The 15983-nt window shown below is 63.3% G+C and carries 12 protein-coding genes and 6 tRNA genes; 8 read left to right on the forward strand and 10 right to left on the reverse strand.

Annotation, left to right across the window (positions count from 1 at the left end):
* The 6 genes from H162_RS0109730 to H162_RS0109755 all read left to right on the forward strand — a co-directional run bounded on the left by H162_RS0109730 (window position 1) and on the right by H162_RS0109755 (window position 762).
* Window positions 1-76, forward strand: a tRNA-Gly gene (locus H162_RS0109730).
* Window positions 77-142: 66 nt separating this feature from the next.
* Window positions 143-218: transfer RNA gene (locus H162_RS0109735), tRNA-Gly, on the forward strand.
* Window positions 219-284: 66 nt separating this feature from the next.
* A tRNA-Gly gene (locus tag H162_RS0109740) sits at window positions 285-360 on the forward strand.
* 66 nt (window positions 361-426) lie between these two features.
* Window positions 427-502 (forward strand) — tRNA-Gly (locus H162_RS0109745).
* A gap of 34 nt (window positions 503-536) precedes the next feature.
* Window positions 537-612 (forward strand) — tRNA-Gly (locus tag H162_RS0109750).
* 76 nt (window positions 613-688) lie between these two features.
* Window positions 689-762, forward strand: a tRNA-Cys gene (locus tag H162_RS0109755).
* A gap of 445 nt (window positions 763-1207) precedes the next feature.
* On the opposite strand, the gene H162_RS30500 is transcribed toward H162_RS0109755, so the two are convergent.
* Entirely contained in the window at window positions 1208-3112 is a 1905-nt protein-coding gene (locus H162_RS30500) for a putative bifunctional diguanylate cyclase/phosphodiesterase (protein ID WP_020653275.1), read from the reverse strand.
* 469 nt (window positions 3113-3581) lie between these two features.
* On the opposite strand from H162_RS30500, the gene H162_RS0109765 reads away from it, so the two are divergent.
* Window positions 3582-3833 (forward strand): hypothetical protein, encoded by a 252-nt coding sequence (locus H162_RS0109765; protein WP_020653276.1) that lies wholly within the window; start codon window positions 3582-3584, stop codon window positions 3831-3833.
* Window positions 3834-3966: 133 nt separating this feature from the next.
* Here the strand turns inward: H162_RS0109765 and H162_RS0109770 are convergent, their stop codons facing one another.
* The 3 genes from H162_RS0109770 to H162_RS0109780 form a co-directional block, all read right to left on the reverse strand.
* Window positions 3967-4572 (reverse strand): SCO family protein, encoded by a 606-nt coding sequence (locus H162_RS0109770; RefSeq protein ID WP_229452002.1) that lies wholly within the window; start codon window positions 4570-4572, stop codon window positions 3967-3969.
* A gap of 982 nt (window positions 4573-5554) precedes the next feature.
* Entirely contained in the window at window positions 5555-6628 is a 1074-nt protein-coding gene (locus H162_RS0109775; protein ID WP_020653278.1) for a maleylacetate reductase, read from the reverse strand.
* Window positions 6629-6638: 10 nt separating this feature from the next.
* Window positions 6639-7616 (reverse strand): tripartite tricarboxylate transporter substrate binding protein, encoded by a 978-nt coding sequence (locus H162_RS0109780; RefSeq protein ID WP_020653279.1) that lies wholly within the window; start codon window positions 7614-7616, stop codon window positions 6639-6641.
* Between the two features lie 251 nt (window positions 7617-7867).
* Between H162_RS0109780 and H162_RS30505 the strand changes: the two genes are divergently transcribed.
* Window positions 7868-8851, forward strand: a complete 984-nt coding sequence (locus H162_RS30505) for a LysR family transcriptional regulator (RefSeq protein ID WP_020653280.1) — start codon at window positions 7868-7870, stop codon at window positions 8849-8851.
* A gap of 92 nt (window positions 8852-8943) precedes the next feature.
* Here H162_RS30505 and H162_RS0109790 read toward each other — a convergent pair whose 3' ends face one another.
* The 6 genes from H162_RS0109790 to H162_RS0109815 are packed head-to-tail and all read right to left on the reverse strand — an operon-like array spanning window position 8944 to window position 15982.
* Complete coding sequence (locus H162_RS0109790) at window positions 8944-10674, reverse strand: MFS transporter (protein WP_020653281.1); 1731 nt, start codon at window positions 10672-10674, stop codon at window positions 8944-8946.
* Entirely contained in the window at window positions 10671-11780 is a 1110-nt protein-coding gene (locus H162_RS0109795; RefSeq protein ID WP_020653282.1) for an N-acetylglucosamine-6-phosphate deacetylase, read from the reverse strand. The genes H162_RS0109790 and H162_RS0109795 overlap by 4 nt, the downstream gene beginning before the upstream one ends.
* Window positions 11781-12548 (reverse strand): DeoR family transcriptional regulator, encoded by a 768-nt coding sequence (locus H162_RS0109800; RefSeq protein WP_020653283.1) that lies wholly within the window; start codon window positions 12546-12548, stop codon window positions 11781-11783. It lies immediately after the preceding gene.
* A 35-nt stretch (window positions 12549-12583) separates the two neighbouring features.
* Window positions 12584-13909: a D-tagatose-bisphosphate aldolase, class II, non-catalytic subunit gene (locus H162_RS0109805; protein WP_020653284.1), complete on the reverse strand. Its 1326-nt coding sequence runs from the start codon at window positions 13907-13909 to the stop codon at window positions 12584-12586.
* On the reverse strand, window positions 13906-14859 hold the full coding sequence (locus H162_RS0109810; protein WP_026354461.1) for an ROK family protein: 954 nt from the start codon (window positions 14857-14859) through the stop codon (window positions 13906-13908). The genes H162_RS0109805 and H162_RS0109810 overlap by 4 nt, the downstream gene beginning before the upstream one ends.
* Window positions 14846-15982, reverse strand: a complete 1137-nt coding sequence (locus tag H162_RS0109815; RefSeq protein ID WP_026354462.1) for an AgaS family sugar isomerase — start codon at window positions 15980-15982, stop codon at window positions 14846-14848. The genes H162_RS0109810 and H162_RS0109815 overlap by 14 nt, the downstream gene beginning before the upstream one ends.
* Between the last annotated feature and the right edge of the window lies 1 nt (window position 15983).

Genomic DNA, 15983 nt, shown 5'->3' on the forward strand with positions numbered 1-15983 from the left:
GCGGGAGTAGCTCAGTTGGTAGAGCGCAACCTTGCCAAGGTTGAGGTCGAGAGTTCGAGACTCTTCTCCCGCTCCAAAGATTGTACGGCTTCAAGCAATCTTGAAAAAAAGTCAAAAGTCTGTCATACTTGTTGTCCAGTACGCGGGAGTAGCTCAGTTGGTAGAGCGCAACCTTGCCAAGGTTGAGGTCGAGAGTTCGAGACTCTTCTCCCGCTCCAAAGATTGTACGGCTTCAAGCAATCTTGAAAAAAAGTCAAAAGTCTGTCATACTTGTTGTCCAGTACGCGGGAGTAGCTCAGTTGGTAGAGCGCAACCTTGCCAAGGTTGAGGTCGAGAGTTCGAGACTCTTCTCCCGCTCCAAAGATTGTACGGCTTCAAGCAATCTTGAAAAAAAGTCAAAAGTCTGTCATACTTGTTGTCCAGTACGCGGGAGTAGCTCAGTTGGTAGAGCGCAACCTTGCCAAGGTTGAGGTCGAGAGTTCGAGACTCTTCTCCCGCTCCAGTTATCGCTGGTGCGACGAAATGTAAGACTCCATGCGGGAGTAGCTCAGTTGGTAGAGCGCAACCTTGCCAAGGTTGAGGTCGAGAGTTCGAGACTCTTCTCCCGCTCCAGAATTCAGGAAGACGTTCTCTTCCATTGTTGATGTGGACCATAACCCGCCAGATCAGCAAGCGTACTATGACCTCTGGCGAGGTAGCAAAGCGGTTATGCAGCGGCCTGCAAAGCCGTCTAGACGGGTTCGACTCCCGTCCTCGCCTCCAGCTTAAACTGTACCCGGCCTCGGGTATTGATATAAATCAGAGTTAAACAATTCGCCGGCATACGCCGGCGATTTGCTTTTTGGCTTGCAATTTGTGGGTCAAAAACAGGTGAACACGAGACTAAGAACGGCAATAGAACCACTTGGTTGCCCTGTGAGCAACGAACTCGTACATTGAGCCACACCGACGTTCGCTATCGAAAGCAGACTTTCGCCTAATGACGGCAGGCGTCAGGGAGGGTAGGCAGCACTTGCGACCGGCGGTTGTTGAATGGCTCAGCGAGGGAACTGGCGCACCTCGCTAAAGTGTGGTCGTACCCAGGGCAGGAGGGTTGGGGACATGAGCTGCGGCGGGAGCAGGCACCGGTGTCACTGGAAGATCCGTTCGTGTTCCAGCTCATGCACATCTGCGGCTTTCACTGACCCGCAGGCACATCCGGCACAAGCTACGACCACGCATGTTCCCACGCCTTGAATTGCTGCGCGGGCATCGGCCTGCTGATCAGATATCCCTGCGCGATGTCGCAGCCCAGCGCTACGAGACGCTCCCAAACGACTTCACTTTCCACCCCTTCGGCCACCACTTTCAAACCAAGGTTGTGCCCCAGTTCGATCGTCGATTTCACGATGGTTGCTGAATCGCCGCTGGCCGCCATGGGAGTGACGAATGACTGATCGATCTTGAGACCATCGACAGGAAGCTTCTGGAGATAACTCAGACTGGAGTAGCCGGTGCCAAAGTCATCGACGAACAGGTCGACGTTCAGCCGCTTCAATCGGGTGAGCGTTTCCACCGCGCCAACCGGGTCTGCCATCAAGGCGCTTTCGGTGAGCTCGAACTGAATGAGTTCCGGTGCGATGCCCCAAGTAGAGATCAGGCCCGCGATCCGGTCCACCAGGCTGGAATCGTAGAGGTCATGCGCCGATAAATTGATGGCCAACGGCTGTTCCAGACCGCTGTCCCGCCACGCATGGCTTTGCCGGAAAGCCGCCTCCAGCACCCAGGTCGTGAGCGGCGTGACCATGCCAGCCTGTTCGACCAGCATGATGAATTCTTGCGTGGACACCAATCCATGGCCCGGGTGCTGCCAGCGCACCAGCACTTCCGCACCACACACCCGACGCGATGACATGGCGATTTTCGGCTGGTAGTGTAGGCTGAGTTCGTTATTCCTGATAGCTCTACGCAAGTCGGCCATCAGCGCAATACGGCGGACGCTTTCCTGTTCCTGGCCACTCGTGTACATGGCATAGCCGCCATGTGCCGGCTGGTTTTGATGCATGGCGGCATTGGCGCGGCGGATCAAGGTGTCCGCCTGCGTAGCATGGCCGGGAAACAGCGCAATGCCGATGAACGCCCGTGCATCGAGCTGCAGCGTGCGCACTTTGACCGGCTCGCACAGCGCCTGGTAAAGCCGTCGCGCCATGTCGGTCGCCTGTTCGGCGCCGCAGTCCGGCAACAGCAGTGCGAACTCCGCATCGCCTACCCGCGCCAGGACTTCATGGCCTTGAAGCGCCGTAGTCAGGCGCTGGCCGATTTTCCGGAGCAGTGCATCGCCAGCGCGGTAGCCCAGAATCTTGTTGATTTCATCATAGCGGCCCACTTCGATATGCAAGATCGCCAGCGCCTGATTCTCACGCTTGGCGCGCCGGATGGAGGCTTTCAGCTGTTCGAGCAATCGCGTGCGGTTGGGCAGACCGGTCAATCCATCGTAATAGGCCAGGCGTGCGATCGTGGCTTGCGCCTGGCGATGATGCTCCTGTGCGCGCAGGTTCTTGATCCCGTAGGCGAGATCATCCGCCAGCTCACTGAGCAGGGCTACTTCTTCCGCATCGAATGCATGTGCTTCCTCGGCCGCCATGCTCAAAGCACCCACCACATCGCCGTCGATTCGCAAAGGGAATGCTGCAGTGGACAGGTAACCCTTCTTGATTGCATCTTCGCGCAGGAGAGCGTAGGCGGCCCCGGAATAAGCTGGATCAGTCAAGATTTCTCGGCCGACCACCGGTTCCCCCGTGCGTATCACCACGGCGCTTGCACTTTGACCGCATTCCGTATCGGCCCAAGTGAATGTGTACGTGTCGAAAGAGTCGGTGATGGGACCGACGTACGCCGCCCAATGAATGCGCTTGTTCGCGTCGGCCACGGCAAAGCCAACCGCCGCGAGGCGATAGCCACCTGCGTCCACGATCACCTGGCACATCTGTTGCAGCAATTCGTCTTCGTGTGAGGCACGCAGCAAGATGCGGTTGCCCGCACTTAAGGTCTTGTAGGCGCGTTTGAGGCGCGCGGACTCGTCGGCCCCTTGCCGGCTTGCCGCCGTCGCTGCTGACTCAGCAGGGTTAGCCATCAGTCCCGCTCCAGAAGTGCATTTCGTCCTGATTCTATAACAAGCGTGTCTTCCGCATTGTCGATAACGACAACGCGGCAACAGCCGTTTCTGGGCGACAAGCTATGGTGATGGGAGTGATCAAGCGCATGCGGCGTTTCCTGGCCAGCGGATGTGGACGCGTTAGAGGCGATGCCCGTGCCAACTCGTCATGACCGGATGCCGCCGTCTAACTTGTCACCTTCGGTCGTGGAGCCTGGGCGGCTCCATGGGGCCTATCATGAAGACTTTCTACAATCAGGAACATTGGTTCTGTGAATTTCTGACATCACGTAATGTCATTGGACTGGAATTTTGCGGTGCAGCATAATGAACCTGTCTCCACTATTCTCCTCCAAGAAAATAGTTTGAAGCCCGCTCAGCAGTGGGCTTTTTTTTTTGCCTTCCAAATAAGTATGCCCCGCATTACTGCAATGTAGATAACACGACCATGGGTCACGACATCAAAACGTTCAAGGAAGCCGTCGCGCTGGTGCTGCGCGCCTGCCGTGAAGCATCTGCGTTCTTCCTCAGCATCGAGTTCTGGCTGATGATGCTGGTCGCCGGCGCCACAGTTGGCGGTTTCTGGCTTGCCATCATGGGTGATGCGCGTAGCCTGCTGGCGTTTGGCTGTGTGATCGCTTATGTGGTCACACGCTCAGTGCTGCACGTCAAGCGCATACTCGCATGGCCTTTCGCTTGAAACGGTTCGAAACACGCTGATCGGCAATAATTTCAAGCGGGCAGTTTAGTGTCGGGCGGCACGATGCCGGTGAAGCCGCCGATCTCCGCGACCATGTTCATCAGCGTTGCGCGTTCTTCAAGAACAGGAGTGCTCAGCAGATAGCGTTAATGGCGCTGATGACCTGCGTCGCCGGAGCTGAGCTGTCCGGCATCATCATCCAGCGATCCTGGCCGACATTCCCAATATGCAGTGCGCTGGTATGGTTGGCGAGATCGGCGTCCACGACGGGATCCGTATTGAAAAAGCCCAGTTTCCGGCGGATCGAATCGATGTCGCGCGGCCGGCCTGTCAGAAACGACCAGCCCGGGCCGACATCGTACTGGTCGGCGTACTCTGCCAGCGCCGCGGAAGAATCCTCTTCGGGGCGCAGGGTGAGCGAATAGATACGCACGTCGCGTCCCATGCGATCGCCGAGTTCGGTCTGCACCTCGCGCAGTCGCTTTATGTTCATTGGGCACATGCGCTTGCACATCGTGTACATCATGTTGATGATCACGACTTTTCCCTTCATCAGATCCGAGAAGAAGCGCACGGGTTTGCCCGCCTGGTTGTAGAGGATTGGATCGGGCAGGAAGGGCGGCGACGCCAAATTCCGTTCCGTTGCCGTGAGTAAGCGGCTGGCGGTGTCGTGGGAGGGGAAGCCACCCATCATTGCGAGCAAGAGCCTTTTTTCCATTTTCGTCCCTAGTTCTTTCATTCCACACTGCTCGGTGATCGATACCGAAGCGCGACAGGCTCGCGTGCTCCGGATCGCTTGATGGCAGTGCATGAAGTATGCCGTTACATTCCTGGACGGCAGGACGCTTCCTCTTCCATGCGGTGACGGATCGGATGGCGTCGGCTGCACTCGTCCAGTATTCAGATCCTGAGTGCACCATGCTCGACGTCGAGCCTTGGATTCAGAATGAAAGCGCTTGCCGCTTTGGCGGTCGGTCGCTGGAACTCGACAGGTAGCTTCGGGTCGGATGCTCAAATCAAGTAGCTGAAGGGTTTCACGAGTAGCGACACCCGGCGCTTGTCGCCGCTATCGCGGCAAGCTTGAAACAGAGGGCAGGTTGAACAATGAAAATCAGGATGGAGCCTGATCATGCCTTTTCGCCTGCCCAACGCGATCCACCAGCAATACGATACCGAGCGGTGTTGTCGAGAGCGACGACACTAGCCAGTTCGGCAGGCGCAATGCGGAAAGACCTGATCGTTACAGGGCAGCAGGCCTTGTCAATGGTGATGGCGCGATGACGTGCTGTGGTGGGCGCCACCATCGAGAGCGTGGGCGGCGCTTGGCGCGGCCGCGAAAAGCTTCAGGAATTTATGTTTTTTGGACACAAGCAAACCCTTCCTTTTTTGTCTCTTCCATTTCGCCAAATTTTATATTTATTTAATAACTTTTATTGGCGAGCGTCATCTTCATCGCAGTAGCGTCACGGCATTGAAGACAGCATCTCATTGCTTTTTATATCCATTTCTTCCGAGCATGGATTCACCCACCAAGACTGCGCGAAGTGGTGCAAATATGATACCGGCCTTGGCCGAGAAACGACAACTCTTATATTGACGGTGTGGCAAAATATTCACCCCTGAAGAGAAATGGCCCGGCAGCGTTGCAGCACTGGCTTGATCCGCTATTCACTGGCCGGCAGATGATTGCTGTCGCTGATCCGGGTAGTCATGCACCGTTGCTATGGCCGTATTCCCTCGTACGCATCCTGCAGCAACTTGCGAATGGCGGCGCTGTCGAGTGGCCTGGGATTGGGATACTGGTTCTGCATCGCAATCTCGCACGCACGATCCAGGTCGCCGGCAGTCATGCCGATATCGCGAAGGGCCACGGGTGCGCCATTGTCGCGGGCCAGGTCGAAGATGGCTCGCGCCGCATTCCCGGCGTCCAGCGCCGACGCAATGGCTTCCATCGCCTGCGGCGCCGCTGCGGCGTTATAGGCAAGGGCATGGGGCAGGATCACGGTATGTACTTCCGCATGCGGAAGCTTGAAGCTGCCGCCCAGCGTATGGCAAAGCTTATGGTGCAGACCCATGCTGACGCTGCCCAGTACCGTGCCGCACAACCATGTGCCGTACATGGCATCGGACCTCGCTAGCGCCAGGTCCGGATGCCCGCCTTCTCCGCTCAAGCGGGCGATGGCCGGCAAGGAACGCCCGAAGGCCGCGATGCCCTCCCTGGCCATGAGGTGGGTGATCGGATTCGCGTCGAAGGCGTAGAGGCCTTCGGCGGCATGGGCAATCGCATTGATCCCGCTGACAAGGCTGAAGTAGGCGGGCAAGCCCGCGCTGAGATCCGGGTCATAGATGACCGTACGCGGCATGACGCGGGTATCCTTGCCGGTGCGCTTGAGTCCGTCCTGCGTGAGTCCATAGATCGGCGTCATCTCCGAACCCGCGTACGTCGTCGGGATGGCCAGGATAGGCAATGCCGATTCGAGCGCGATCGCCTTGCCCAGGCCGATCGTCGAGCCGCCGCCGATCGCGACGGCGCAATCGGCGTTCAGGCTTGCCGCCATGTCTCGCGCAGCGCGCGCCGTCTCGATCGGCACATGCATCACGGCGCCGTCGAAAATCCCGGCCGCGCGCGCACCCAGCATGTCGCCGATGCGCTCGGCTTGTTCCCGTTGGGCGGCAGTGGACAGTACAAGCACCTTGCGTGCCTTGAGCATGTCAACCTCTTCTTCGAGCCGGCCGAGCGAGCCGGCCCCGAACACGACGCGCTGGGCGTGGCCTGTATGGACGAAAGGAGTCATGGCGCGGTCCTCATTCGGCGACGATGTGACGGCTCTTGATGATGCGGCCCCAGCGGTCCGACTCGCTTTTCACGAGTCTGTTCATGGCGTCGCGCCCGCCTGCCACGACCTCGAATCCACTCTCGCCTAGCTGCTTCGCCACCTTCGCGTCGCGCAGGGTCGCCTGCATGTCCGAAGCGAGGCGGTCCAGGATCGCAGCCGGCGTCCTGGCGGGGGCGACCATGCCGACCCAGGAATACACCTCGAAATCCTTGTAGCTTTCCGCGATGGCCGGGACCTCAGGCAGGCGGGGAGCACGCTGTGCGGAGGTCACGGCAAGTGCACGCAGTTTTCCGGACTCGACGTGGCCGAGGACCAGCGGAAGGCTGGCGATCATGGAGTCGACGTGGGCGCCGAGCAGATCGGTGATCGCAGGTCCGCCGCCTTTGTAAGGCGTGTGCAGCCCGCTCGTGCCGACCGACTGATGGAACAATTCGGCCGCCAGGTGATTCGAGCTGCCCGATCCTACCGATGCATAGGAAATGGTATTGGGCTTTTTCTTCGCCGCAGAAACATAGTCCTGCAAGGTCTTGAATGGAGAGCTGGCCGGTACCACCAGCACCATCGGAGAGCGGGCAATGTAGGCCACGCCGGTCAAGTCGCGCTCCGAATAACGAAGCTTGGGATAGATATGCTGTTCGGTCGCAAAGGAGTCGAAGACCATGCCGCCGGTATAGCCATCCGGCGCACTCTTGGTCAGCAAGGCGCTCCCGATGGTTCCGCCAGCACCCCCGCGGTTGTCGATAATGACGGCCTGGCCAAGGCGGCTCTGGAAACCTTCACGTACCGTGCGCGCCACCTTGTCGACCGTGCCTCCGGCGGCGAACGGCACAATGATGGTCACTGTCTTCGACGGATAGGTTTCGGCATGCGCTTGAGCGCCGAGGCCAGGCAACAGCAGCAGGCTTCCCGCCGCGAATGCGGACAAGGTCTTGCGTCTCTGGATCATTTGCTTCGTGGTAGGCTTTTTCATGATGTCAGGCATTTTGCTTCCAGTGGTTGTCGGGTATATGGAGGAGATCCTCTCGCTGCCTTTGCAACGCCATATCGTTGCTCATCCATGAGCCGCCTCCCGTACATGCAACTTTTGCTTGAAGCGCTAAAGTAGAGGACCCCATGAATCGATGATTGATGGTAGCCTCGGTCCTCTGGCGACACAATCCATCGGGGTCGCGAAACGCCTTTGCAAAGGGTGCACAAATGGAGTCCGCAAAATTTGCCGAAAATCTCTCGATTTTTGTCGAGGTGGCACAGGAAGGCAGTTTTTCTGCAGTTGCCAGGCGCAAAGGTCTGGTCGCTTCTTCGGTGGCGCGCCAGATCGATGCGCTGGAAGCGGAGCTGCAAGTCACTTTATTCACGCGTTCCACGCGTGCGCTCGTGAGGACCGATGCCGGCAACCTCTTGTTCGAGCGGGCGGTGAAGGTCCTGCACGACCTGAAGGATGTCCGCGCCGAAGTCACCTCGCTGGAGCAGGGCGTGAGCGGCTTGCTTCGTATAAGTTGTCTTCCAGCCTTTGGTCGCCGCCATGTGCTTCCCCATCTAGGCTCGCTGTACAGGAAGTACCCTGGACTCAATATCGAACTGGATCTGACGGAACGCATCGTCGATCCTGTGGTGGAAAGGATGGATCTTGTCCTCCGTGTCGGCCAGCAGCCTGATAGCAGCCTCATTGCACAACGCATTGCAAGCCAGCGTTATGTCATTTGCGCGTCGCCGTTCTACTTGAGACAGTATGGCGTGCCGCGACATGCCAGTGAGCTCGGCAGGCATCGCCTGGTGGACCGGCGGCACAGCACCAGCATGCGCGGATGGCGGGAATTACTGGGCAAGGATGGCCTGCAGCGGACATCGCTTGCCATCGAATGCGACGATTGCGACGGCCGCCGTTTATCCGTACTCGAAGGCCTGGGGATCGCCCTGATGCCCGACTGGTCGGTGGGGCTCGATATCGCAAAAGGCGATCTGATCGAACTGACGCTGGAAGGGGTCACGCGACAGCCGCCTTCGGGCGTCTATATCTTGCGGGCCTTGCCCCGGCTCAGCGCGAAGGCGAGGGCGTTTTCCGACCATCTGATCGCCACCATCGGTAGTCCGCCATACTGGCAGAGAGCGAATGGCGGCCCGGTCGTGGCGCTGCCGGGACGAAGCACGGAATCCAGCCAGCTGCTACCGCTGACAAGCTAGCACCGGGCCAGCACCGGATCGGCGCATGCAGACAGGGCGAACGACTGCATGCCGTTCATCGCCCGGCCACGCGTGTCTTGCCTTCTGTAGGCTTAGTTGGACTGTGCTCCTGGCCGTATTTTGGTGAAATGGTGTTCGATTTCTTCCAAGGTCTTGTTCTTGGTCTCAGGCAGAAGGAATGCTGCGGTAAGGAAGTAAAGGACTGTGAACGATGCGCCGAAGAAAAACATCGTCGAGTAACCGTAATAACCGACGGTAGGCAGGAACACCGCGGCGATGAGGGTGGATACGAACTGGTTGATCAGGAGTGCGATGCTCATGCCGTTGGAGCGAATACGGGTGGGCATCAGTTCGGAGAGCGCCAGCCAGACGCAGACGCCGGGGCCGACCGCGAAACCGGCGACGAACAGGCAGATCGCCAGCGCCACCTGCCAGCCATGCGTCTCGGACGGGACGGCGCCGAGCCACGCGCGCTCGATCGTCAGCGGCGCTTCACGCGCAGCAGCCGGGTCGGCGAACGGATTCAGGTGCCAGCGGCGCAGAAAAGCGCCGATGACACTGTCCTCGGACACGGCGTCGTCGCGCCGCAGCGTCATCGACGGCAGCAGCGGATCGTCGCTGCGGCGCGACTGCACGTTCGTGAACGGACCGTAGGCGTAGGCCACTGTCAGCTGCTGGGGCGCCTCGCCGGTGACGCCCAGCGTCGCGAGCTGTGCCTGGTCGAGGCGCAGCGACAAGGCGCCGTCCCGGACCTGGGCCTCGATCGCGGCGCGCACGTCGCGCTGCTCCGATTCGACCCCGCGGAACAGCAGCCCCGCCGCCAGCAGGGCGAGCACGATGGTGCCGCTTCCCAGCATCAGCAGGAAGCGGCGTCCCTTGCGGTCGACCAGCGCCACAGCCAGGACGGTCATGACGGCGTTGAGCACCTTGAGGACCACATCCGCCAGGTTGGCGGTCGCGCCAGGCAGGCCGGCCTGGTTCAGGATCGTCACCACATAGGCCAGGATGGAGTTGATGCCGGTGGCCTGGGTCAGCGCAAGCACCAGGCAGGCCAGCAGGAAAGGCAGGACGTAGCGGCGGCTGGCCAGCGAATCCCGGGCAACCGGGGCCTGCGCCTCAGGCACGGAGGCCTTGCCGTGGGCGCGCAGGGCCAGCCAGCGCGGCGACTCCTTCAAGGCCAGGCTGCCGAGCGTGAACACCAGCCCGGGCCCGAGGCAGATCCAGAAGATGGTTCTCCATGCGCGGTCCTGGGCCGCGAACACGGCCTCCGCCCTGGCGGCCTGCGGCAGCGCGGCCGCCGCCTGGGTGGCGGCATCCACGCTCTGTGCCTGGCTCAGGCCGATGAGGGCGGCGCCGACCAGTCCGATCGTCAGCATCAGCTGGAACAGGGCTGCGCCCCGTCCCCTGCGCGAGGCGGGAAGCGATTCGGCAAGGTAGAGCGGCACCACGACACCGATCAGTCCTCCGCTGATGCCCTGCAGCAGGCGGCCCAGCAGCAGTGGTGTATAGCCCTCGGACAGGGAGATGATGGGGATGCTGACGGTGAACAGCGCGCCCGCCAGCACCATCGACCAGCGCCGCCCGATGGCGTCGGCCAGGGCGCCGGCGAACAGCGACGACAGGACCGACCCGAGCAGCACCGCCGCCACGATGAAGGACAGCTGCTGCGTCGTCAGCTTCCATGCCACCGTCGCCGTCGATTCAAGGTAGGGCAGCGCACCGGCGATGATGCCGACATCGATGCCGTACAGGAGTCCCCCCATGCCGGCGATGAACAGCAGGTAGCGCATGGCGCGGTCGGGCGAGGCGGTGGCGTCGATCATCGTGTCTCCGGGTGGTTCGTTGTTGTCAGGTCAATCTCTTCGCCCTCGACGAATACGGCGACCGGGCGCAGCGATCCGTCGAGGACCACGATGTCGGCCCACGCGCCGGGCGCCAGGCGGCCGCGGTCGGTCTCGCCCAGGTAGTCGGCCGGGTAGCGTGACAGGCGATGCGAGGCGTCGGCCAGGTCCAGGCCCAGTGCGACCAGGTTGCGCAGCGCCTGGTCCATCGTCAGCACGCTGCCGGCCAGCGAACCCGTGGCCAGGCGCACGCATCCCCCGCACTTGACGACGCGCTGGGTGCCGAGCGCGTACTCGCCGTCCGGCATGCCGGTGGCGGAGGTCGCGTCGGTCACGCCGTACAGGCGCGGGATCGCGCGCAGCGCGGCGAGCAGGGCGCCGCTGGAGACGTGCTGCAGGTCGGGGATGATTTCCGCGTACTCGGCGTGCGCCAGGGCGGCGCCGACCACGCCGGGCTGGTAATGGGTCATCCCGGTCATGCCGTTGAACAGGTGAGTGAAGCCCGAGGCGCCGGCCCGCAGCGCGGCGACGCCGTCCTCGTAGCTGCCGGCGCTGTGGCCGATCTGGACGCGGATGCCGAGCGCGGCGAGCTGCGGGATCAGCGCCAGGTGGCCGTCGACCTCCGGCGCCATCGTCAGTACGCGGATCGGCGCCATGGCGTGCAGGCTGCGCACCAGTTCCAGGCTGGCGGGAATGACGTCCGGCGGCTGGGCGCCAAGGCGGCGCATGTTCAGGAACGGACCCTCGAGGTGTACCCCGAGCATGCGCGCGCCGCCCTGCGGCCGCTGCGCGATCGTGCCGGCCAGGCCGCGCAGGGCGCGGCGGATGTCGGCTTCCCTGGCCGTCAGGGTGGTGCCGAGCAGGGCGGTGGTGCCGTGCTGCGCGTGCCGGCGCGCGACAATGGCGCCGGCGTCGCCGCCTTCCATGATGTCGGTGCCCGCCGCCCCGTGGACATGCAGGTCGACGAAGCCGGGGAGGATGGTAAGCCCGCTGGCGGCAGGGCCTTCGAGGATCCGGTGGATGCGATCGCTGAAATCGATACTGCCTGTGATCCAGCCGTTCGTGGTAAGGATTCTGCCGCTTAGCATTTATTCCGCGATGAGTAGCTCGATGCCCAGCCGCTGCAGTCCTTCGCGGTACTCCGGACTGATGCTGGCATCGGTGATGACGGTATGGACCCGGTCCAGCTGCACGATGCGGTGCAGGCTGACCCGGCCGAATTTCGAGGCGTCGGTGAGCACGATGATCTTCTTGGCGCGCTCGACCATCTTGTGGTTCAGGCTCGCTTCCGCCTCATGGTGGGTGGTGATTCCGAATTGCAGGTCGAACCCGTCCACCCCAAGGAACAGCTTGTCGAAGTTGTAGGCCTGCAGGGTCGCCTCGGCCTGGCTGCCCTGGATCGACAGGGACTGCTTGCGCAGCAGGCCGCCCGTCAGGATCAGTTCCACCCCGGGCGCGTCGGCCAGTTCCCATGCGATGTTCAGGCCATTGGTCATCACCGTCACCTGCTGGGCGTCACGCAGGTGGCGCGCCAGCGAGATGGTGGTGGTGCCGGAATCGATGATGATGTTGTCGCCTCCCTGCACCAGGGAGGCGGCGAGCGCGCCGATGCGTTCCTTCTGCTCGTGGTTGATCGCATCCCGCTGGCGGATCGACTGTTCCAGCGGCGGGGTGCGCATCAGGGTGGCGCCGCCATGGCTGCGCGACGCCAGTCCCTGCGCTTCGAACGCGCTCAGGTCGGTGCGGATCGTCACCGCCGACACGCCGAACTCCTGTACCAGATCGGTCACCTGGACAGCGCCATGGCGGGTCAGCAGTTGGAGGATGGCTTCGCGGCGTTGGGTGGTGTTTCGCATGGTGGCGGTTCGGGTCGACGAGGAAAACGCCGAGCTTAACAGATCGATGCGGCGCTGTTGAGTGGCGCCGCCGCATTGCGGGTACAGGCCCGCGCGTACTGTTCCAGCACGCGGCCGATCTTGTGTTCGAGCAGTTCGCGCGCACTGGTCCCCAGCCGGCCCTGCAGCACCTCGAGGTATTGCTCATGCAGGTGCTGGCTCAGCAGCGGCAGGGGAATGCCGGCCGCGTCGACGTTGGCGCACAGGTGCTCGACCGCGGCGGCCACCGGGGCCTCGCCCCAGTAGTAGCGGCAGCGATCCGACAGGCCGTAGCGACGCATCACCCGCTGTTCTTCGCTGCTGCCCGGGTAGTGCTTGTGCCAGTGCTCGGGCTTGGCCAGCATGACCTCGTCCAGGACCTGCATCAGGCGCGACGAGCGTTCGCGCGGCACCAGTTCGTCCTCGATCTGGCACAGGGCGAGCAAGCCCTCGCGCAGGGCGAAGGTGGCGGCCGGACCGACCTTGAGGATCGCGAAGTGGTCGCGCACCATCTCGTGCAGCGAAGACTCGCGCTGGTAGTCGGTGGAATGCGCTTCGTACACCAGGCCGGGCTGGCCGGCGACGAAGCCGGACAAGGCCGCGGCCTGCGCCGCATCGTAGTGCTGGATCTGGCTGTGATCGAAGTCGACGCCCGGCTGCACCACCATGGCGACTACCCGGCGCCATGCGGCGTGCAGGCCCGCGTCGAGGAAGGCCCGGCAATGCACCGCGAGCGTGCGCGCGGCGGCCTGCGGCGACGTGGGGGCGCCGGCATCGGCCAGCGCCGACTCGCCCCCCGGTACCGGCACTTCGGTCCCGATCACGTACACCGGGGGCGGGTGGCCGGCCGCTTGCGCGGCCGCTTCGGCGACGGCGGCCAGGCGCGCGGAGCGGGCGGCGACAATCGCATCGTCCAGGGCCGCGGGATCGTCCGCGCAGCGCATGCTGCAGTCGAGATGGATCTTGTGAAAACCGGCGCCGGCGTATGCGGCGACCAGGGTTTCGGCATTCGCCATCGCCTCGCTCGCGCTGCGCCGCTGCCAGGCGTTTGGTCCAAGATGGTCGCCGCCGAGGACCAGCCGCTCCAGAGGGAAGCCGCATTCGCGCGCCAGCCGGTGGACGTAGTCGCGAAACTGGGCGGGATTCATCCCGGTATAGCCGCCGAACTGGTCGACCTGGTTCGAGGTTGCCTCGACCAGCAGCAGGGTGGCGCAGCGCTGCGCCACCCGCATGGCCGCGGTGAGGACCACCGGGTGGCTGCAGCAGACGCTGTACAGGCCGACGGGGTCGCCGCGCCGGTGAGCCTTGACGACCTGCTGGATGGGGGAGAAATCATGGTTCATGATGCGCTCGCGCTCAAGTGTTGTTGGGCCAGCAGGGCGGCGCCGCGCGCTCCGCCCGCGTCGCCGAAGCGTGGCGGCAGGATGGGTGGGACCTGCGCGCCCGGGAACAGGTGGCGGCGGACGGCAGCGGGCAGCTCCTGGTACAGGTGGGGAAGCTGGGACAGCCCGCCGCCCAGCACGATGGCGTGCGGATCGAGCGACAGCACCAGGCTCGAGAATGCGTGCGCCAGCAGGTCCAGGTGTGCGCCCAGCGTCTTCGTCGCGACCGGGTCGTGCATGTTGGCGCGCGCCGCCAGGACCATGGGCTCGGCTCCGTCGCCGCCGAAGTGGCGGTGCAGCATGCTCATGCCGGGACCCGAGACGTAGCGCTCGAGGCATCCGCGCCGCCCGCAGGGGCAGCCGACGACAGGCAAGCCATACTGGGCGAGCAGGTGCGCGGGCGCGCTCCAGTGGCCCCACTCGCCGGCGATGCCGTTGAGTCCCCGCTGCAGGCGCGCGCCGACGCAGTAGCCGCCGCCGGCGCCGGTGCCGAGGATGGCGCCGAACATGGTCGGCAGGCCCTCGGCGGCGCCGCCCTGCGCTTCCGACAGGGCGAAGCACTGGCAATCGTTACCGATCACCACCGCGCGCCGCAGGGCCTGTTCCAGTGCCGGGGCGACCAGGCGGCCGTTCAGCGCCGGCACGTTGGAACTGAGCTGGCGGCCGCTGGCCGGATCGGCGATGCCGGGCAGGCCGATCCCGACCGGCGCGGGCAGGCCGAGCGCCTCGTCGGCGCGCTCCACCAGCGCGGTGATGGACTGGACGAACAGCAGAAAGTCGTGGCCGGGCGTGGCGATGCGCTCGCGGAAGACTTCACGCAGGCCCGCGCCGTCGGCCGCGAACGCGACCAGCTCGATCTTGCTGCCGCCGATGTCGATGCCGTGATAGCCGTGCAAATCAGTGTTCATCATGGCGATAGATGGTGACGCCCTTGACGACGCGGTTGACCGTGCCGCTGGCAAAAGGATTGTCGGGACGCAGCTGCATGGCAGCCGACCGGTGCAGGGCATATTGCTGGGCGACCAGCAGCCACAGCGGCGCCAGCCAGGCATCGGGCCAGTCCGGCGCCTCGATGCCGATGTCGGCGCCGGTTCCCACGGTGAGCACGCGTCCGGCCACCCCGTCGCGCCGCAGTTCATCGACGAGGTCTTCGCCGTAGCGCCGCGCCAGCGCCTTGCCGCTACCGTAGACAATGACGAGCGATGCGTGGTTCAGGACCGATTTGGGACCATGGCGGAACCCGAGCGGCGTGTTGGCCATCGCGGGCACGCGTCCGCCCGTGAGTTCGAGCAGCTTGAGCGCGCTTTCTTTCGCCAATCCCTCGAGCGGGCCGCTGCCCAGGTAGACGACGCGTTCGGCGGGCACCTCGGCCAGCGCGGCGAGCGCCGGCTCCCAGTCGCGCAGGGCCCGGTCCGCCAGGTGCGCCAGCGCGGCGATGCGGTCGAGGTCATCGGCCTTGCCGAGGACGGCCAGTGCGGCAAGCAGCATGCACGAGAAGCTGCTGGTCATGGCAAAGCCGCGGTCGCAACTGCTTGGAGGCATCAAGAGGTTGCGGGCGAGCGGATCCGCGCTGCTCTTGAGTGCCAGCATGCCGTCCGGGTTGCAGGTGATGTTCAGCAGGCGGGCGCCCGGCACGAGGTCGCGCACCAGGTTGGCGGCGGCGAGGCTTTCCGGGCTGTCGCCGCTGCGGGCAAACGACACCAGCAGGAGCGGCGCGCCGGGTTCCAGGTACAGCTCGGGGTGGGTGAGCAGGGTGGTCGTGGGAATCGCGCGCACCTGGGCAGGCCACATGGCATTCAGTTCGTCGGCGACGATCTCGCCGACATAGGCCGAGCTGCCTGCGCCGGTGAGGACGACCTGCTGCAGCGGGTTCGCCAGGCAGCCGTCCAGGAACGCATCGACGCGTTCGCGTTCCGTGCCCAGGCTGGCGTGCAACTCGCGCCATACCACGGGTTGCTGGGCGATTTCCTCGGCGGTATGCAAACCGCCGATGTCGCGCCAGGTTTCTCGGCTTCGCTGCAGGAGAGTAGTCATC

The organism is Massilia niastensis DSM 21313, from assembly GCF_000382345.1.
Classification (GTDB): Bacteria; Pseudomonadota; Gammaproteobacteria; order Burkholderiales; family Burkholderiaceae_D; genus Telluria; species Telluria niastensis.